We start from the raw sequence: 18,887 nt of genomic DNA on the forward strand, positions 1-18,887 counted from the left end.
ATCACAGGCCCAGGCGTGCGTACACGCAGGTGTTCCTCGGCTCCCCCTGCGGCGACAGACTGTCGCAGCGCAAGATGCCTTCCAGCTCGAAACCACAGCGTTCGGCCACGGCACGGCTGGCAAGGTTGGTCTCGTCCATGCGAATCTCCACCCGGCGGGCGCGCAGCTGCTCGAAGGCCATGCGGCTCAGGGCCGCCACGGCCTCGCTCATGAAGCCCTGGCCCTGGGCGCTGGCGCGCAGCCAGTAACCGATCTCGAAGCGGCGCACGGTCCAGTCCATGCGGTGCAGGCCGGTGCCGCCGAGCAGGCGGCGGCCTTCGGGCGCGCGGTCGTAGATCTGGTAGCAAAGATCACGGCGGGCGATGAAATCGGCCTGCTGGCGGCGTGCCACCGCCTCACTCTCCTCGAAGCTCGGCACCTGCTGGGCCCAGGGCATCCAGGGGCTGAGCAGGCCGATGGACTCCGCCACGGCCACGCTCAGGGCCGGGCCGATGCCGGGCCGCGGCGCGGCCAACAGCAGGCGCTCGGTGGTGAGGGTCTCGGGAACTTCGATCAGGAGGGGGTCGGGCACCGCCGCCCCAGAAACGGCGGGGTCAGGTCTTGCCTCGCTCATTTGTTCGGCCCGAGGTCCAGCGCCAGGCCGCTGGCGCCGGCCACGCCTTGCGGGTTCTGGTCTTCCAGATCCTCGGCCTTGGGCAGCTCGCGCACATCGCGGATGACCGGGTGGCGCCAGGCGATCAGGGCCAGGCAGAGCGCGCCCACACCGGCGAAGAGCAGCGAGGAGCGCAGGCCCACATGCTCACCGAGCCAGCCGCCCAGCAGCGCACCCGGGCCGGCCGGAATCAAGATCAACCAGCGCATGGTGCTGGTCATGCGGCCCAGCATGGGCGCCGGCGTCACCGCCTGACGCAGGGACAGGAAGTTGATGAAGATCAGCACCGCACCGACGCCGAACATGAAGAGCATGAAGGCAAAAGCCGCCACACCCCAGGCATTGGCCGGCATCAGACCCAGCAGCAGCCAGCCGAAACCCGAGCTGGCAACGCCCAGCACCAGACAAGGGCCCGGCCCGACCTTGGCACTGATGCGGTGGCCGAACACACTGGCCAGCACCGTGCCGGCACCCAAGGCCACATAGCTCAGGCCCACCTCTTGCGCGCTCAGCCCCAAGCTGCGGGTGGCGAACAGGATCTGCACCACCTGCGCGGCGTTGTAGCAAAGCTGCCAGCTGCCCACCGTACAGGCCAGGCTGACCAGCAGCGCACGCTCGCGCACGAACTGAACGCCGGCCTTGAGGTCACGCCAGAAATCGGCCTGCCCGCTCGGCGCCAGCTGCTCCTGGACCTTGATGCCGCGCAGGATCAAGGCCGAGATCAGCACCAGAAAGGCATCGACCGCCAGGGCCATGGGCGCGCCCAAGAGCTTGATCAGCACGCCGGCCACGCCGGGGCCGGCCACTTCGGCGCCGCTGGAGGCCAGCGCGTTCTTGGCATGGGCCTCGACCAGGCGGTCGCGGCTGACCACCTGAGTCAGCACGATTTGTGCGGCACTGCCAGCGATGGTGTAGACCGTGCCGAGCACAAAGCCCACCACATAGAGCCAGCCCATGGTCAGCCAGCCCATCCAGGCAGCCAGGGGCACGGTGGCCACGGCCAGGCCCAGAAAAGCCTCACCGAAGATGTAGACGGGCAGCTTGCGCACGCGGTCCAGCCAGACACCACCTGGCAACGAGAACAGCACAAAGGGCGCGATCTCCATCGAGGTCAGCAAGCCCATCTGCGTGGGGCTGGCATTGAGCATCACGGCCGCCGTCAGCGGCAGGGCCAGCATCGTGATCTGCCCGCCCAGGGAGCTGATCAGGATGGAAGTCCAGAGCCGGCGGTAGATCGCGTCACGCAGCAGATCGCCGGGCGGCAGGGTCAGCAGGCGGCGCATTCGCTCGAACAGCAAGCCCGGCCAGAGGCCGGGGCGCGACAAAGACGCAAAAAAACGGGTAGCCATGAGAAACACACTCCGAAACGGTTCCCGGTGTGCGGCCCCCCACGCGCAGGGCGGGAGCCGAAGCACAAGCAGGGCATTCCGCCCTGGCGGCGAAATGCGAGAAACAAACAAGAGACAAAGGCGGAACAGGGTGAGCTGGAAGCGAAGCAGCAGGCCGGCAAATCAAAGGCACGGCGGCTCACCGAGGAGAGGGGTCAACCGAAGCAGCGCCGCGTCAATGCGGGCAGTCGGCGGCAGCCTGGGGCCAGGCTGCGACTCGCGCGCAGGCGAGCGCCGCACGGGGTGTGCGTCGTCGGGTGCGGTCGAGGAGCTTGGTCATGGTCTGATCTGAATCAAGAGCGGCCATGCTAACAGCGGGCCATGAGGCCGGGCAAGTGCGTGGGGTCACGCCCCCTGCAGCTCGGGGGCGCAGCGCGAACCCTCAACGCTGATTCGGCGCCTGGTCCCGGGTCGGTCTTCTTTGCGCGCAGATGGCCCGTACATCGCCGGCCAGCGCACGCGAAAAGCCCAGCGATTCGTAGATGCCGATGGCCACATCGGCCGGGTCGGCACACATGACCAGACGTTCCAGCCCCCAAGTCTGCAAGCCCTGCCCCACCACCGCATCGATCAAGGCCGTGCACAGGCCGCGGCGGCGCCAGGCCGGGTGCGTGCCGACATGCTGAAAGCGGCCCAGCTCGGGCCGGCCGAGTTGCGCGGCACGGAACAGGCCGCAATCGGCCACCAGCTGCTCGCCTGCGAAGACAGCGAACCAGGCACCCAGACCGGCCGCCTGCATCGCGGCATAGCGGCGCATCTGGCGCTCGCGGTGCACGCGATAGCCGAAGGGCTCGTAGCCCGCGTCATTGCTTTCGCACTGCAGATCTAGCACGGCGGCCAGTTCACCCTCCTGCGTCAGGTCCAGCGCGCGGATGTGGAACTCGGGCGCCATAGTCCGCTGCGGCCGGAGCCAGGCCGCGGCCGTCACGGCCAGGGTGGCGCTGCCAAAGATCTCGAAGCCGGCCGCCGCCCAGCTCAAGAGCGGCTCATGCGGCGCGGCCGCATCAAAACCGATGGCCACATGGCCGGACTCGCGCGTGTGCTGGCCCACCTCCTCTTCGAAACGCTGCAGCCAATGCGTCAGCTCGGTATCGCGCGGCGGCTCGGGCAGGATCAAGGCATTGCCCCAGTAGAACAGCGGGTTGCCGGGCATGCGCAGCACCAGGCAATCGGGCCGCTCGATCACCTGCCCGTCGAAGCGGGCAAAGATCAGATCGGTCTGCCAACACAGGGACAGGCGCTCGATCAGGCCAGGCATGGTCGGCACACAGGCAAGACCTGACCCTCGCTTCAGAAGCCGACCGCGGCACCGTCGCGGCGCGGGTCACTGGCGGCCACATAGCCTTCCACCGCAGGGTCGCCCAAGCGCCAGATGAACTGGCCGGCGCCGAAGTCTTGATAACTGTCGTGGATGTCGCCAATCTGATGGCCCAGCTCGCGCAGGCCGGCCACCGTGGCCGCCGGCATGTGCGGCTCGACATTGAGCGACAGGCCTTCGTTGAAGCGCCAGCGCGGCGCGTCGCAGGCAGTCTGCGGCTGCTGGCCATAGTCCAGCATGCGCACCAGGGTCTGCATATGGCCTTGCGGCTGCATATTGCCGCCCATCACGCCGTAGCTCATGACGGGTCGACCGTTCTGGGTCAGGAAGGCGGGGATGATGGTGTGAAAGGGGCGCTTGCCTGGGGCCACGACATTCGGATGACCCGCTTCCAGCGTGAAGCAGTGGCCCCGGTTCTGCAAGGACACGCCGTAGCCGGGCAGCACGAGGCCGGAGCCAAAGCCCATGTAATTGCTCTGGATGAAGCTGACCATCATGCCGCTCTCGTCGGCTGCAGTCAGGTAGATGGTGCCGCCCTTGACAGGGTTGCCGCACTGGAAATCCTGGGCACGATTCGGGTCGATCAAGGCCGCGCGGCGGGCCAGGTATTGCTCGTCCAGCAGCTCCGCTGTGCTCACAGCCATGCTGCGCGGGTCGGCGACATAACGGTACACATCGGCGAAGGCCAGCTTCATGGCCTCGATCTGCAGATGCTGGCCGGCCACACTGTCGACCGCATGGCGGCGCAGATCGTGGTGCTTGAGAATGCCCAGTGCGATCAGGGCGGCAATGCCCTGGCCATTGGGCGGAATCTCGTGCAACTCATGGCCGGCATAGCTTTGCGAGATCGGCGTCACCCATTCGGGCCGGTAGGCCGCAAAGTCGGCCGCGGTGATGGCGCCGCCGGTGCTGCGCGCAAAGGCCTCGACGGCCGCGGCCACCTCGCCGCGGTAGAACGCTTCGCCCTTGCTCTCGGCAATCAGGCGCAGGGTGCGGGCTGCCGCCGGAAACTTGAACAGCTCGCCCACCTGGGGCGCGCGGCCGCGCGGCAAGAAGGCTTCGGCGAAGCCGGGCTGGCTGGTCAGGTCGGCCAGCTCCGCCGCCATCGCCCATTTGCTCTGGACCACCACCGGCACGGCATAGCCGCGCTCGGCGATCTCGATGGCCGGTGCCATCAGGTCGGCAAAGGGCAGCTTGCCAAAGCGCTCGCTCAAAGCCACCCAGCCGGCCACGGCGCCCGGCACGGTGACGCCGCCCCAGCCGCGCTTGGGCGGGGTTTTCGCATCCGCGCCATAGGTTTTGAAGAAGTGTTCGGGCGTCCAGGCCTGGGGCGCCGTGCCCGAGGCATTGAGGCCGTGCAGCTGCTGGCCGTCCCAGAGGATGCAAAACGCGTCCGAGCCCAGGCCGTTGCTGCAGGGTTCGACCAGGGTCATGCAGGCGGCCGTGGCAATCGCCGCATCAACGGCATTGCCGCCCTGGGCCAAGATGCGCAAGCCCGCTTGCGCAGCCAGCGGATGCGAGGTGGACACGATATTGCGCGCGAACAGCGGGCTGCGTGTGCTCGGGTAAGGGTTCTGCCAGTCGAATGCCTGCATCGCGAAGTCTCCTGTGTGGGCCGGATTGTGGCCCGCCCCGGCGACTCAAGGCATGGGGACTTCCACACTCAGGCCGATGAAGTCCACCGCCTGGTTGGGCTTGCGGATGTCGGCATTGCTGACATGTCGGTAGTCCAGGCTCAGGCGCCAGCGCGCATCGGTGCTGCGCAGGCCCAGACCCATGACGTCGAAGAACTGGAAGTTCGTGCTCTTCTGGCGAGCACCGATGCGGCTGTGGCTGATCAGGCCGGCGCCGATGCCCAGTTCCAGGTCGAGGCGCAGACCCGCGGCCGTTGAACCGAGATCCCAGCGCAGGGCCGGGACGAAGGCGGCATCGAGCAAACGCCGCGGCTCCGCGGCTCCGCGCTCGGCCTGCCACCCCCCCAGCTGCAGCCGCGGTGCCATCTGCAGACTGAGTGCGCTTGAAGAAGCGCGCCAGGCCACGCATTCGCCCAGACGCCAGCCCAGGCTGGCGGCGCGCAGCTCGCGGTCCTTGGCGGCTTCGAAACGCAGGCCGCCCGGGCCCTGCTTTGCGCACAAGGCCGAGTCGATCGAAGCGCCCTGCCAGGCCAACCAGGCCCAGCTCGCCAGGCTGCCGCCCACGGCCATGGATTTGAGCGCGGCTCGTTCTTCGGCCCGAACCCAGCCATGGGTACTGCACAGCAGCAGCGCCACGCCGGCGGCCAGACCTTTCGAAACTCGTGTCATACCGTTCTCTTCTTCCAACTCTGAATCCAGGCCCGTGCCTGTGCCTGTGCCGGGCGCACGCGGCGCAGACCGCCCAACAACCACAGCTGCCGGATCAACAGGGCCGAACCCCAGACCAGCAGGCCGGCGAACAGCACATCGCTGAGGAAATGGCCGCCTTGCAAGATGCGCCCCAGGCCGATCAGCAGCCCCAGGCCCAGCGCTGCCCGCCCCCACCAGCGCCGCCGTGCGGGCGGCGCAAACAGGGCCGGTGCCAGCAGCGCAAAGCCGGAGGCGGCATGGCCGCTGACAAAGGAATAGCGCTTGCGTTCAGGGTTCAAACCGGCCGGCGCCAGCGGCGGGCTGTAGGCCTCGCTGCCGCCAAACTCCAGCACCTGCACCGGCCGAGGCCGCGACCAGAACTGCTTGACCGGCCCATGGACCAGGGCGCCAACCACCAGCACCAGCAGGAGCAAGCTCACCCACAACCGCCGCCAGACCGGCCGCGACAAACGCCAGCGGCCCGCCAGCAAGCGCAGCAGCAGGTAAAAGGCCAGCGCCCGGGTCAACCAGGGCACGGCCTCGTACATGGCCCGAACCCAGGCCTTGTCCGCGTGCACGAACTGACCGGCATACAAGCTGCGGCTGAGGCTCAGGTCCAGCGTCGGCCAAGCGGCGAACAAGGCCAGGGCTGCGAACAGACAGAGGAGGAAGGCGCGCATCTCACGATGGCGGGCGCGTGGGCTGGTCCAGACGCTCATGGCGCCTCCGTCCGCCAACGCAGCAGCACATAGCCCGGGCCGGGGCGGATGATGTCGTAGGCTGCAGCCGGCGGCGCGCTCTTCAACTCATCGGCGCGGGTGAAGACCCAGTCGCCGGGCCGTGGCTCGGGCAGGCCAGGCGTGGGCTGCTGTCGGTAAAACCCAAAGCTCGGGGTCTGGCTTCGCCAGAGCCAGATCTGGCCAGGCTGACTCGCGTCTCGCTGCGCGGCCGTCAAGGCCGCTGCCCGCACCGGCCCTTGCAAGACCTGACCCCACCAAGGTACGACCACGGCCACCAAAAAGCCACCCGCAAGAACCGCCGTGCCCAGCGCCGCCTTGGGCAGGCTCAGCCATGGCCAGAGCCAAAGGCCCAGCAACAGCGCCATCAAGACGGCCAGCAACGCGGGCGCTTGCCCCGGCAAAGCCGGCGCGGCGGCGATCAGTTCCGCATACAAACCGGTCTTGCCCGCCGTCAAGCGGCCCGTGGCCGCCGCCGCCATCAAGCCGCCCAGCAGGAGCACGAGGCCAGCAGCCGAAACCGCCAGTGCCAGGCGCCAGGCGCGGCTCAAGGGCGGCTTCAAGGACATCGCGCCCAGCAGCAGCCAGGGCGTCAGGCCGTACAGCACGTAGTGCGGCAGCTTGGTGCCCGAAAGCGAAAAGAACACCAGCACAAAGCCAGCCCAGCAGATCAGAAAGCTCGGCAAGGGCTGCTGCCAATGCCGGCGGATCTGCAGCAAGGCGGCAGCCAGCAGCGGCGTCCAGGGCAGGCTCAGCAGGGGCAGCATCAGCAGGTAATACAGCGGCCCTCCGCCATGGCCCTCCAGCGGTGAGCTGAAACGCTGCAAATTGTGCTGCAGCAAAAAGCCATCGATGAAGGCCCAGCCATGGCGCTGCAAGGCATAGGCATACCAGGGCGCCCAGGCGATGAAGAACAGCGCCAGCGCACCGGGCTCGGCCAGGGTCCGCCACAGGCTGCGCGGCAAAGCCCGCAAGCCCTGCTGGCGCCACAGCCAGATCAGCAAGGTGGCGAAGGGAATCAAGACCGCCACCGGCCCCTTGGTCAGCACGCCCAGGCCCGCCCACAAGGCCGCACGGCGCAGCGCCCAGGGCCGGCCGGCCGAGGACTCCAGATGCCGCCACAGATCCAGCAGGGTCAGCACCAGGAGCAGGTTGAGCAGCGCATCGGCCGTGGCCGCGCGGCCGATCAGAAGCACGCCCAGGCTGCTGCCCAGGGCCGTGGCGGCAAACATGGCAGTGGCGTCACCAAAGCGCGGCCGGGCAAAGCCGGCCAGGGCCAGCACCCAGCCCAGGCCGCACAGGGCCGAGGGCAGGCGCGCCGCGAACTCGTTGATGCCGAACAAGGCCAGGCTGCTGGCCTGCAGCCAGTAGACGCCGATCGGCTTGTCGAAACGGTCGCGGCCGTTGAGCGTGGTGTGCAACCAGTCACCGCTGGCCAGCATCTCGCGCGAGGCCTCGGCAAAGGCGCCCTCGTCCACATCGAAGAGCGGCGCCGCGCCCAGGCGCAGCAGGAACAGCGACGCCATGACGAGCGCCCATCCGCCCCAGGCCAGCGGACTGAAGCGCTGAGGAGCGAGTGCCGTCATGGTGCGGCCTGGCTCCAGCCGCGCTCGGGCGTGGGGTCGGCGTCGCCGCTGTGCAGGGCGCGCTGGTAAGGCCGCACCTGGCGGCCCTCGAAATACACCCGCATGAGCAACTCGGCCAGCACGCCCGTGGTCAGGAACTGCAAGCCGCCCAGCAGGGAGAAGAAGCCCAGCAGCAGCAAGGGACGGCCGCCGATCGATTCACCCAGCAGCTTGAGCACGCCCAGATAACTGAGCAGGGCCATGCCCACCATCATCACGCCCAAGCCCAGCACGCCGAAGAAATGCCCCGGCCGGGTGCCGAAGCGCAGGAAGAAAAAGACGGCCAGCAGATCGACCACCACCCGCAGCGAGCGCGAGATGCCGTACTTGGACTGGCCGCGCAAGCGCGCATGGTGCTGCACCGACTCCTCGGCCATGCGCTCGGGCGCGGTCACCGTGGCCAGCCAGGCCGGGATGAAGCGGTGCATCTCGCCGTACAGCCGCACCTGCTTGAGCACCGGCGCACGGAAGGCCTTGAGACTGCAGCCCAGGTCCTGGAACTGCAGGCCGGTGATCTTGCGAATCAGGCGGTTGGCCAGCAGGGAGGGAATCTTGCGCAGCAAGAGGCCATCCTGCCGCTGCTGGCGCCAACCGGCCACCAGATCCAGGTCTTCGCGCAGCAGGCGTTCGACCAGGCGCGGGATGTCGCGTGGGTCGTTTTGCAAGTCACCGTCCATGGTGATGATGACATCGCCACGGGCCGCATCGATACCGGCCTGCATGGCCGCGGTCTGGCGGAAATTGCGTGCCAGGCGGATGACGCGGATATGCGGGCCGACGCGCCGGGCATGCTGGTTCAGCAGGGCGGCCGTGCCATCGCGGCTGCCATCGTCCACCACCAGTAGCTCCCAAGGGTAGCCATAGTCCGCCAGCGCGGCCTGCACCGCGTCGATCAGGGGCGCGGCGTTCTCGCGCTCGTTGTACATGGGCACGACCACGCTGAGGCGGTGCGCTGGCAGCGGCTCGAGCGCGTGGGCCGGATGACTGCCTGCAGCCGCGACAGCAGTATCAGCATCGGCAGACGGCAGCGCACCCAGGGGCGGGTCGAGGACCAGGGAGGAAGAAGGATTCATCGTCATGCGACTCGCAAAGTGGCCGCCGGCGCGCGGGCCGGGAAACCGTAGAACAGGAGCACCAGCAGGCCGGCCACGGTGCTGAGCAGCAAGGCCAGGCCGTGCACGGCCAGCGCAGCAGCCAGGACCAGCGGCAACGTCATCTCGACGCCCAACCAGGCGGCCACGCCGGCCACGCCCGCCTCATAACTTCCCAGGCCCGCGGTGGCTTGGATCGGCCACATGCCGCCCAGTTCGCCACCGATCGCCGCCAACAAGCCCTGCAAGGGCGAGCCGCCCAGCAAGGCCATCAGCAAGCCGCCCAGCGCCGCCAGCTTGAGCCACCAGTTGGCCAGGCTGAGCAGGGCAATCGGCCGCTGGGCGCCCTGCGACGGTGCCTGGGCCAGCGCGCCCCGCAGGCGCTGCCAGCGGCCGGAGGGCGCAGCGCCGGGCTGCAGCGCCAGTCGCCCAAGCATTGCGCGCAACAGCGCCGAGCCCGCGAGAAAGATCAAGGCGCTGATCAACAAGGCCAGGGCTGCGCCCTGCCCCAGACACCAGGCCAGCAGCGCGGCCAGGCTCAAGCTGGCCAACACCAACAAGTCCTGCAGGCGCAGCCAGACCAGGCTGGCCAGAGCCTCGCCGGCCGTGGCGCCGTACTGACGCTGAGCCAGCCAGAGGTAGCCCAGCTCACCGCTGCGCAAGGGCGCCCAGTTCAGCGCCAGGGTGTGGAGCAAGAGCAAGCGCAGGCTGGCGCCATAACTCAGCGATGCCGCGGGCAGATCGCTGCGTGCGCGCCGTGCGCGCCACTCCAGCTGCACCCGCCAGCCACGCAGCCCCAAGCTCAGCAAAAGGGCCAGGCCGGCCAGCAGCCAGTCGCTCGGTGCCACGCGGGCCAGGCTGGCCTGCCATTGCTGCAGATCGACCTGCGGCGCCGCCCAGGCCAGAAGCGCCAGCAGCAGCAAGAGGCCGAGCACCATGCGCAGCAGGGCGGCGGGTCGCGCCAGTTCACCGTGGCGCCAGAGCTGCCAGGCGGCGGCCGCGATCAGCCCCAGGCCCATCAGCCATTGGCCGCTTTCGGCCAAGGGATAGCCCCAGGGCATGAGGGCCAGCACGCAGCCGCTCAGCAAACCCACAGCAGCGCGCCAGCGCACACCTCGCGCGCCATGCATCCAACGCGGCGCATGCGGCACCGCATGCAGCGCCAGCAGGCCCACCACCAAGCCCAGTGCCCACCCGGCCAGCACATCGCTGGCCCAATGCGCGCCGACGCCGACGCGCGCCAGGCCGACCGACACCGCCGCCCAGACCAGCAAGATCTGACCCCAGCGCGGCGGCCGGGCCAGCGCCCAAATCAGCAAGACCAAGGTCGCTGCGGTGGCCGAGTGTCCCGAGGGCATGGCGTTGAAATAAAGCGGATCGCCGGTGACCCAAAGCTCGCCCGCGCCCAGCACCGAGGGCGGACGCGGCGCGTTGATCGATTTCTTCAACACCTGCGCCAGCACGCCGCCGGCCAGCAAGGCAAACAAGCCGGTCGGCCACAGGCGCTCCGCCAAAGACGGCTTTTGCACCGACACGAAACCCAGCGCCGCCCAGCCGAGACCGGCGACGCTCAACAAGGACCAGAGCGTGGGCGAGAACTGCGCCAACGTGGGCTGCAGCTGGGCCAGCCAGAGCGGCTCGCGGCCGGAGCCACGCAGGGCCAGGGCCAGCAGCGCCAGCAAGCCGGCCAGACACAGGACGGCGCCCTGCCTCGCTCGCGAGAGGGGCGCGTCAGGCAGGCGGCGCTCGCAGGCGTTGGGAATGGCGGGGCTCATGAGCTGGCCATGCTAGGCAGCCCATATGACGCGCACTTGTCAGTGATTCGACGGAATCAAGACAAACCGGCGACAGGCGCCTGCACGCCAGCCGGCTCAGGGAAAAAGGGAGGGAGAAAAGCGAATCAGCGCTGCAGCGGCCGCACGCACGCGAGCGTCAAATCAGCCCATCAGGGCAGCAGCAGCTCCGGGCGCACCGTCATGCGGCGCAGCGGCTGGCTGCCGGCGTTCATCTGCAAGGGCGCGCCGCCGCAACGGGCAGCGCAGGCGGGTTGGGCCACAGCTTCATCGAAGACCTCGCGGGCGCAGTCCAGGCAGCTGCCGCAGGCGGCGGCCACGCGGGTTTCGTCCTGCAGCACCTCGAAATTGCGCACGCCATCGGCCACCTGGCGGCGGATGTCGCGGTCGGAAACACGATGGCAGAGGCAGACGATCATGGCGCGGGGCGGCTGCCGGCACGGAGCCGGCAAGGCATGAGTAAGTGGGCAGAAAAGTGCCGAATGGCGTCGCCACTCTATCGCAAATGCGAACACTTCTCAATCATGTTCGCAAGCATCCCCCTGAAACTGAGGGCCTTGCCGCGCAAAGTACAAAGGCCGCCGCCCCTCACGGGACAGCGGCCTGCGCTTCTGAAGCGATCAGGACAGCTGCGATTGCAGCCAGTTCTGCTCGCCCAGCTGGGCGACCAGACCGATCTGGGTTTCCAGATGGTCGATGTGCTCTTCGGTGTCTTCGAGGATGCTGACCAGCACCTCGCGAGAGACGTAGTCGCGGATGCTTTCGCAGTAGGCGATCGCCTCCTTCAGCAGCGGGTGCGAGCCGACTTCGATCTTCAGGTCGCAGTGCAGCACCTCGACCGCGTTCTCGCCGATGTAGAGCTTGCCCAGGTCTTGCAGATTGGGCAGGCCTTCCAGCATCAGGATGCGGTCGATCAGCTTGTCGGCGTGCTTCATCTCCTCGATGGACTCGTCGTGCTCATGCTTGGCCAGGCGCTCCAGGCCCCAGTTCTTGAGCATGCGGTAGTGCAGGAAATACTGGTTGATGGCGGTCAGCTCGTTCTTAAGCTGGGCATTCAGGTATTCGATGACCTTGGCATCACCCTTCATGGTGGCTTCCTTTCAACAAAGCATGCAAGTGGCGCGCAGGCCTAAGGCGCACGCGGACGGAGCATTGTGCGTGCAGCCGCTCCACGCTGAGGCAAGACCGCGCTCGCCCGGTCGAAACAGCTTGCATTCTCATCTCCACGCCGAGGCGTGCCGCGCACAGGACAGTCACGGCTGCGCTCGAAAGAGATTGCAATTACGAATCGTTCTCATTTAAGATGAGAACCATGTCATCCTCTTCCATCCGTCCCGCCAGCCTGCTGGCTGCCAGCCTGGCGCTGGAAACCGAAGCCCCGGGCACGCTGTCGGCCATGCGGCCCACGCCCGCCGCCTCGCCCGTTTCGCCTGCATCGTCCGCATCGCTGGCAGCCCTGTCGTCGGCACGCCCGAGCGCTGCGCCGCGCCGCCTCAGCAGTGAAACCTTGCTGGCCGACCGCCGCGAGGTCGAGATCGAACATGCCGGCCAGATCTACCGGCTGCGCGTCACCTCGCTGGGCAAGCTGATCCTGACCAAGTAGCGCCGACGCCGCCCTCCACCGGCCCGCCTGACCACCCGAACGACTTCCTTTTTGCCGTTTCTTTTCCAGACCCGTTCGCTTTTTTCATTTCTGTTTCGCACCAGCCAGCCTCGCCCCGCGCCAGCCCGCCCGTGCCAGTCCCTTTTCCAGACAAGGACTCACGACCATGCTGCGCACGCACGCTGCCGCCTCGATTTCCTCGCGCCCATTTTTTTCTGGCGCTGAAGTAAACCATTACCCAAGCACGCTGCGACCCATCGCCCTGGCGGTGGCCCTGATGGCAACGCCTGGGCTCGGCCTGGCCCAGAGCGGCTCGCCAAAGCCCGACCAGGCGGCGCAGCCCGCCGCCGTGACGGCCCTGCCCGAGATCACCATCAGCGCCACCCGCACCGAGCGGGCCAGCGACAAGGTGCCCAACACCGTCACCGTGATCGACCGCGCCGCCCTGCTCAAGCGTGAGGCGCGCAACCTCAAGGATCTGCTCGACGACGAGGTCGACCTGGCCGTGCGCAGCGCCGCCACCCGCTTCAGCGCCGCCGGCAGCTCGCTCGGCCGCGCCGGCAACGAGGGCCTGAACATCCGCGGCTTGGAGGGCAACCAGGTGCTGATGATGGTGGACGGCATCCGCCTGCCCCAGGCCTTCAGCTTCGGCGCTTTCGCCAGCGGCCGCGCCGACCAGGTGGACCTCGATGCGCTGAGCCGGGCCGAGGTGCTGCGCGGCCCGGCCTCGGCCCAGTTCGGCAGCGACGGCCTGGCCGGCGCCCTGAGCCTGAACAGCCTCTCGCCCGAAGACCTGCTCAAGGACGGCAAGGCCCAGGCCGGCCTGCTGCGCAGCAGCCTGGCCACGGTGGACCGCTCGCAGCGGCTCAGCGGCGCCTATGCATTCCAACAAGGCGAATGGCAGCACCTGCTGCAGCTGAGCCTGGCGCGCGGCCATGAAACGCAAAACCGCGGCGAGCGCAAGGATCTCAACAGCCTGCGCACCGCGCCCAACCCGGCCGACATCCGCAGCGAAAGCCTGCTGGCCAAAACCGGCCTGCGCCTGAGCCCCAGCCAGCGCCTGCAAGCGACGCTGGAGTTGCGCCAGCGCCGCCAGGACACGGAAGTGCTGTCGGGCCGCGCCCCCGTGGTCAACGACAAGACACCCTCGGCCGTGATCGACCTCGACGCCCAGGACCGCCTGAACCGCCGCCGCGTCTCGCTGGAGCACCGCTACGACGACCTGAACGGCGAATGGCTGCAATCCTTGCACAGCCAGATCTATGTGCAGCACAGCGAGACTCGCCAGCGCAGCGTGGAAGACCGCCACCAGTCGCCCGACCGCATCCGCGAAGGTTTCTACCGCGAGGAACTGATCGGCTTCAGCAGCCAGGCGCAGACCCAGCTCAGCGGCCAGCGCATGAGCTACGGCATCGACCTCAGCCGCAACCGCATCAGCGGCCTGCGCGATGGCACCGTACCGCCAGCCGGCGAGAGCTTCCCGAGCAAGCCCTTTCCCGACACCGATGCCAGCCAGGTCGGCGCCTTTGTGCAAAGCGAGATCGAGACCGGCAGCCTGAGCCTGATTCCGGGCCTGCGCTACGAGCGTTACCGCCTCAGCCCCAAAAGCAGCGGCTACAGCGGCGCCGTGGTCAGCCTCAGCGACCAGGCACTGACGCCGCGCCTGGGTCTGGTGTGGCACGCCAGCGAAACGGTCCAGCCCTATGCGCAATGGGCGCTGGGCTTTCGCGCACCCACGGCCGATCAGGTCAACAACGGCTTTGCCAACCCCGTGCATGGCTATGAAAGCATCGGCAACCCGGACCTGAAAGCCGAACGCGCGCAAAGCCTGGAGCTGGGCCTGCGCGGCCGCGTGGCCGAGCAGCTGCGCTGGCAGCTCAGCGCCTACCGCAACCGCTACCGCGATTTCATCAGCCAGCAGGTGGTGCGCGGCAGCGGCAAACCCAAAGACCCGCTGATCTTTCAGTCGATCAATCTGAACCAGGCGCGCATCCAGGGCGTGGAGGCCCGGGTGTTCTGGCAAGCCCAACCGGGCCTGGAGCTGAGCGCTGCCCTGGCCCACAGCCGCGGCCACAGCGAGCAAAACGGGGAGCGCAGCCCGCTCGACACCGTGCAGCCCGACCGCGCCCAGCTGGGCGCGCGCTGGGAGCGCGGCGACTGGAGCTGGAGCGCCAACTGGCAGCTGGCCGCCGCCAAGCGCGCCCAGGACAACAGCGTCGCCAGCCAGTTCCTCACGCCCCGCTACCAGGTCCTGGACCTGGGCCTGGGCTGGCGTGTCCAGCCCGGCTGGCGCCTGCAGGCCCAGCTGAACAACGTGGGCAACAGCCGCTACTGGCGCTGGGCCGATGTGCGCGGCCTGGCCGCCACCACCACCGAGCTGGACGCCTACACCGCGCCCGGCCGCCAGCTGCAGGTCTCCCTGGCCGCCGAGTTCTGAGCCCGCGCCCTTTTCCACACCCAACACCCGGAGAGTTTCACCATGCAAGCCAGCTTCAGCCGCCTGCGCCAGGCCTTTGGCCACGCCCGCCTCAGCCCCGCCGCCGGCCAGCCTGCCCGCCACCGCGACATTGCCCACAAGCTGCAGATCAGCGAAGGCGAGCTGGTCGCCGCCCATCTCGGCGCCTTCACCGCCGAGGAATCCCCGCTGCGCGCCCAGCGCCTGCAGCCACTCTGGCCCGAGCTGATCGAAGCCTGCGAGGCCCTGGGCGAGCTGATGGCGCTGACCCGCAACGAATCCTGCGTGCACGAGAAAACCGGGCCCTACCGCAGCGCCAGCGCGCAAGGGGGCGTCGGCCTGGTGCTGGGCGGGGCCATCGATCTGCGCCTGTTCTACCGCGCCTGGGCCCATGGGTTTGCGCTCAGCGAGCGCCTGGCCGATGGCGCCGAGCAGCGCAGCCTGCAGTTCTTCGACACCAGCGGTCAGGCCATCCACAAGATCTTCTTGCGCCCGGAGAGCAATCAAGCGGCCTATCAGGCTTTGGTGCAGCGATTCGCGCACGAAGACCAGGCGCCCGGCATCCAGGTCGAAGCCGCATCTGCCGAACCCACGGAGAAGCCCGATGCCGAGATCGACCTGGCCGGCTTCCATGCCGCCTGGGCCTCGCTGCGCGACACCCACGACTTCTTCGCCCTGCTGCGCCGCTTCGGCCTCAGCCGCACCCAAGCCCTGCGCCTGGCCGAGCCGCAGTTTGCCCAGGCCCTGCCCCTGGCCGCGGCCCAGGAACTGCTGAGCCGGGCGGCGCAGGAGGCTGTGCCCCTCATGGTGTTCACCGGCAATGCCGGCGCCATCCAGATCCACAGCGGCCCGATCCAGCGCGTGGCGGTGATGGGCCCGTGGCTCAATGTGCTGGACCCCGGCTTCAATCTGCACCTGCGCGAAGACCACATCGCCCAAGCCTGGCTGGTGCGCAAGCCCACGGTGGACGGCCTGGTCTGCTCGCTCGAACTCTTCGACGCCCAGGGCCGCAACATCGCCATGATGTTTGGCGAGCGCAAGCCCGGCCAGGCCGAGCGTTGCGACTGGCGCACCCTGCTGGAAAGCCTGGCCGACCGTCAGGCCGCCGCTGCGGAGGCCTGCCCGTGAGGCGCCGCCAATTCAGCGCCGGGGCAGGCCTGGGTCTGCTGATGGCCGCCGGGGCGACGCCTCTGTGCGCTGCGCCCAGCCCGCAGCGCCTGATCAGCATCGGCGGCGCGCTGACCGAGCTGGTCTATGCCCTGGGCGCGGAGGCCAGCCTGGTCGGCGTGGACAGCACCTCGCTCTACCCGCCGCAAGCCCAGCGTCTGCCCAATGTCGGCTACGCCCGCACGCTGGCCACCGAGGGCCTGCTGGCCCTGCAAGCCCAGCTCATCATCGCCACCGAAGACGCCGGCCCGCCGGCCGTGCTGCGCCAGCTGGAAGCGGCCGGCGTGCCGCTGCAGATCCTGCGTGCCGAGCATCGCTTCGAGGGCCTGATCGCGCGCACCCGCCGCTTGGGCGAGCTGCTGAACCGCCGCGCCGAGGCAGCCGCCCTGTGCGAGCGCCTGGAGCGCGACTGGCAGGCCAGCCTGCGCGGGGTGGCCCAGCGCAGCGCCCTGCCCGGTGGCGGGCGGCGCTCGCCGCGCGTGCTCTTCATCCTCTCGCACGGCATGGGCCAGGTGCGCATCGCCGGCCAGGACACGGCCGCCGATGCCATGCTCAGTTATGCCGGCGCACGCAATGCCTTGCAGGGCGTGAGCGGCTACAAGCCCTTGACGCCGGAAGCGGTGATCGCCGCCGCCCCTGAGCACATCCTCCTGACCGAGCAAGGGCTGGCCGCGGCCGGCGGCCTGGAGGCCTTGCTCAAGCTGCCCGGCCTGGCCCAGACCCCGGCCGGCCAGCAGCGCCGCGTGCTTGCGCTCGATGCCCTGGAACTGCTGGGCTTTGGCCCGCGCCTGCCCCAGGCCCTGAGCCGGCTGGCGCAAGGCCTGTACCCCGAGCCCGGCCGCGCTGGAGCCGGCGCATGAATCCCTCGCTGAGCACGCCCGCCAGGCAAGGCCTGCTGCGGATCCAGCTGTCGGCCACCGGGCTGCTGGGCCTGGCCCTGCTGCTGGGCAGCGCCCTGGCCCTGCATCTGGGCGCGGTGCAGATCGCGCCGGGCGACTGGCTGCTCCGGCCGGGTGGCGAAGCGCCGCTGAGCGGCGGCGCCCATGTGCTCTGGCATCTGCGCCTGCCGCGTGTGGGTTTGAGCCTCGCGGTCGGCGCGGCCCTGGGCCTGGCCGGCTGCCTGAGCCAGGCTTTGTTTCGCAACCCCATGGCCGACCCCGGCCTGCTGGGCATCAGCGCCGGTGCCGCCGCCGCGGTGGCCCTGTGCCTGACCCTGTTCGCCGGCCTGCAGTTCCAGCTGCCGCCGGCCTGGCGGATCTGGCTGCTGCCGGTGGCGGGCTTTGCCGGGGCGCTGGGCGTGTGCTGGGCGCTGGAGCGCCTGGCGCGCTGGCTGGCGCCGGGCTCGGTGTCGGCCCTGCTGCTCTGCGGCCTGGCGGTGCAGGCTCTGGCCTTCGCCCTGGTGGGCTTGTGCAGCCATCTGGCCACCGATGAACAGCTGCGCGCGCTGAGCTTCTGGAGCCTGGGCTCGCTGGCAGGCGCCAATGGCTGGTTGTTGCTGATGATGGGCTCGGCCCTGCTGGCCGTGGCGCTGCAGGCCCGGCGCTGGGCCCAGCCCTTGAATGCCCTGGCCCTGGGGCGCGAGCAGGCGGCCCATGTCGGCGTCGATGTGCAGGGCCTGCGGCGGCGCAGCGTGCTGGGCATTGCCCTGCTCTCGGCCCTGGCCGTGTCGGCCTGCGGCAGCATCGGCTTCATCGGCCTGATGGCACCGCATCTGGCGCGCCAGCTGGTCGGGCCCGATCTGCGGCGCTTGATGCCCTGCGCCATGCTGAGCGGCGCCCTCTTGCTGCTGCTGGCCGACACCCTGGCCCGCACCCTGGCCGTGCCGGCCGAGATCCCGGTCGGCATCTTCAGCGCCCTGCTCGGTGCGCCCTGTTTCTTGTGGCTGCTGCGCCAGTCCCTGCGCCACGGAGCTGTCGCATGAGCCGCCTGCTGCAAATGGACCAGCTGGGCCTGCGCCTGGGCTCGGGGCCGGCTGCGCCCGAGCTGGGCCCCTTCAACCTGACCCTGCAGGCGGGCGAGCGCGTGGCCATCCTCGGCCCCAGCGGCGCTGGCAAATCCAGCCTGCTGCGGCTGATGGCCGGCGAGCTGCGCCCGCAGCGCGGCCAGCTGCACCTGAACGGCCGGCCGCTGCAGGACTGGCCGGCCGCGGCGCTGGCCCTGCGGCGCGCGGTGCTGCCCCAGCAACACGCTGTGGCTTTTGGCCTGCCGGTGGAGCTGGTGGTGTCGTTGGGCCGGGTGGCGCAAGCCGCGCGCGATGGCGACCCGCAGCAGGCGCAGATCGTCGCCGCTGCGCTGCAGCAGGCCCAGGCCGGGCACCTGGCCGGCCGGCGCTTCGACAGCCTCTCGGGCGGCGAGCAGGCGCGCGTGCAGATGGCGCGCGTGTTCGCCCAGGCCTGGGATTGCGAGGCTGGCCTGCTGCTGGTGGATGAGCCCCTGGCCGCCCTGGACCCGGGCCTGGCCCTGGAGCTGATGGAGCGCTGGCGCCGCTTTGCCGCCGCCCGCGGCCATGCCTTGGTGGCGGTGCTGCACGACCTGAACCTGGCGATGCAGAACTTCGAGCGCCTCTGGCTGCTGCAAGCCGGCCACCTTCTGGCCGACTGCGGCGCCGTGCCCGCCGCCCTGCCCTTGCTGGAGCAGCTCTACGGCGTGCGCCTGCGTCTGCTGCGGGATGGCGAGGGGTCGGCCCTGGTGGCCAGCCTGGCGCCTGCGGCCGCGCCGCGGCGCGTGGCCTGAA

17 protein-coding genes are annotated in these 18,887 nt (G+C 69.4%); 6 read left to right on the forward strand and 11 right to left on the reverse strand.

The window, feature by feature from the left end:
* Position 1 precedes the first annotated feature (1 nt).
* From AC1Q6P_RS18825 to bfr, 11 genes are all read right to left on the reverse strand, one after another.
* On the reverse strand, positions 2-571 hold the full coding sequence (locus AC1Q6P_RS18825; protein WP_492665504.1) for a GNAT family N-acetyltransferase: 570 nt from the start codon (positions 569-571) through the stop codon (positions 2-4).
* Positions 572-609: 38 nt separating this feature from the next.
* Entirely contained in the window at positions 610-2,001 is a 1,392-nt protein-coding gene (locus AC1Q6P_RS18830; RefSeq protein ID WP_492665503.1) for an MFS transporter, read from the reverse strand.
* A gap of 421 nt (positions 2,002-2,422) precedes the next feature.
* Positions 2,423-3,298, reverse strand: coding sequence for a GNAT family N-acetyltransferase (locus AC1Q6P_RS18835; protein WP_492665502.1), 876 nt, complete (start codon positions 3,296-3,298; stop codon positions 2,423-2,425).
* Between the two features lie 32 nt (positions 3,299-3,330).
* Complete coding sequence (locus AC1Q6P_RS18840; protein ID WP_492665501.1) at positions 3,331-4,953, reverse strand: gamma-glutamyltransferase family protein; 1,623 nt, start codon at positions 4,951-4,953, stop codon at positions 3,331-3,333.
* Positions 4,954-4,998: 45 nt separating this feature from the next.
* A complete protein-coding gene (locus AC1Q6P_RS18845) occupies positions 4,999-5,661 on the reverse strand; it encodes an acyloxyacyl hydrolase (protein WP_492665500.1) in 663 nt (220 codons plus the stop codon).
* A complete protein-coding gene (locus AC1Q6P_RS18850) occupies positions 5,658-6,401 on the reverse strand; it encodes a phosphatase PAP2 family protein (RefSeq protein ID WP_492665499.1) in 744 nt (247 codons plus the stop codon). The genes AC1Q6P_RS18845 and AC1Q6P_RS18850 overlap by 4 nt, the downstream gene beginning before the upstream one ends.
* Positions 6,398-8,005 (reverse strand): ArnT family glycosyltransferase, encoded by a 1,608-nt coding sequence (locus tag AC1Q6P_RS18855; RefSeq protein WP_492665498.1) that lies wholly within the window; start codon positions 8,003-8,005, stop codon positions 6,398-6,400. Before AC1Q6P_RS18855 ends, AC1Q6P_RS18850 begins: the two co-directional genes overlap by 4 nt.
* Positions 8,002-9,117, reverse strand: a complete 1,116-nt coding sequence (locus AC1Q6P_RS18860) for a glycosyltransferase family 2 protein (RefSeq protein ID WP_492665497.1) — start codon at positions 9,115-9,117, stop codon at positions 8,002-8,004. The genes AC1Q6P_RS18855 and AC1Q6P_RS18860 overlap by 4 nt, the downstream gene beginning before the upstream one ends.
* 2 nt (positions 9,118-9,119) lie before the next feature.
* A complete protein-coding gene (locus tag AC1Q6P_RS18865) occupies positions 9,120-10,910 on the reverse strand; it encodes a phosphatase PAP2 family protein (RefSeq protein WP_492665496.1) in 1,791 nt (596 codons plus the stop codon).
* Positions 10,911-11,080: 170 nt separating this feature from the next.
* Complete coding sequence (locus AC1Q6P_RS18870) at positions 11,081-11,347, reverse strand: (2Fe-2S)-binding protein (RefSeq protein WP_492665495.1); 267 nt, start codon at positions 11,345-11,347, stop codon at positions 11,081-11,083.
* Between the two features lie 201 nt (positions 11,348-11,548).
* Complete coding sequence (bfr, locus tag AC1Q6P_RS18875; protein ID WP_171826844.1) at positions 11,549-12,016, reverse strand: bacterioferritin; 468 nt, start codon at positions 12,014-12,016, stop codon at positions 11,549-11,551.
* Between the two features lie 224 nt (positions 12,017-12,240).
* Here bfr and hemP point away from each other — a divergent pair, with 224 nt between their 5' ends.
* The 6 genes from hemP to AC1Q6P_RS18905 all read left to right on the forward strand — a co-directional run bounded on the left by hemP (position 12,241) and on the right by AC1Q6P_RS18905 (position 18,886).
* Positions 12,241-12,531: a hemin uptake protein HemP gene (gene hemP / locus AC1Q6P_RS18880; RefSeq protein ID WP_492665494.1), complete on the forward strand. Its 291-nt coding sequence runs from the start codon at positions 12,241-12,243 to the stop codon at positions 12,529-12,531.
* A gap of 166 nt (positions 12,532-12,697) precedes the next feature.
* Positions 12,698-14,968, forward strand: a complete 2,271-nt coding sequence (locus AC1Q6P_RS18885; RefSeq protein WP_492665493.1) for a TonB-dependent hemoglobin/transferrin/lactoferrin family receptor — start codon at positions 12,698-12,700, stop codon at positions 14,966-14,968.
* Positions 14,969-15,010: 42 nt separating this feature from the next.
* A complete protein-coding gene (locus tag AC1Q6P_RS18890) occupies positions 15,011-16,114 on the forward strand; it encodes a hemin-degrading factor (RefSeq protein ID WP_492665492.1) in 1,104 nt (367 codons plus the stop codon).
* A gap of 41 nt (positions 16,115-16,155) precedes the next feature.
* Entirely contained in the window at positions 16,156-17,013 is an 858-nt protein-coding gene (locus AC1Q6P_RS18895) for a heme/hemin ABC transporter substrate-binding protein (protein WP_492665519.1), read from the forward strand.
* Entirely contained in the window at positions 17,010-18,074 is a 1,065-nt protein-coding gene (locus AC1Q6P_RS18900) for a FecCD family ABC transporter permease (RefSeq protein ID WP_492665491.1), read from the forward strand. The genes AC1Q6P_RS18895 and AC1Q6P_RS18900 overlap by 4 nt, the downstream gene beginning before the upstream one ends.
* Positions 18,071-18,886: an ATP-binding cassette domain-containing protein gene (locus AC1Q6P_RS18905; protein ID WP_492665490.1), complete on the forward strand. Its 816-nt coding sequence runs from the start codon at positions 18,071-18,073 to the stop codon at positions 18,884-18,886. The genes AC1Q6P_RS18900 and AC1Q6P_RS18905 overlap by 4 nt, the downstream gene beginning before the upstream one ends.
* Position 18,887 lies beyond the last annotated feature (1 nt).

It is taken from the genome of Roseateles sp. GW835-FHT13E02, from assembly GCF_058794035.1.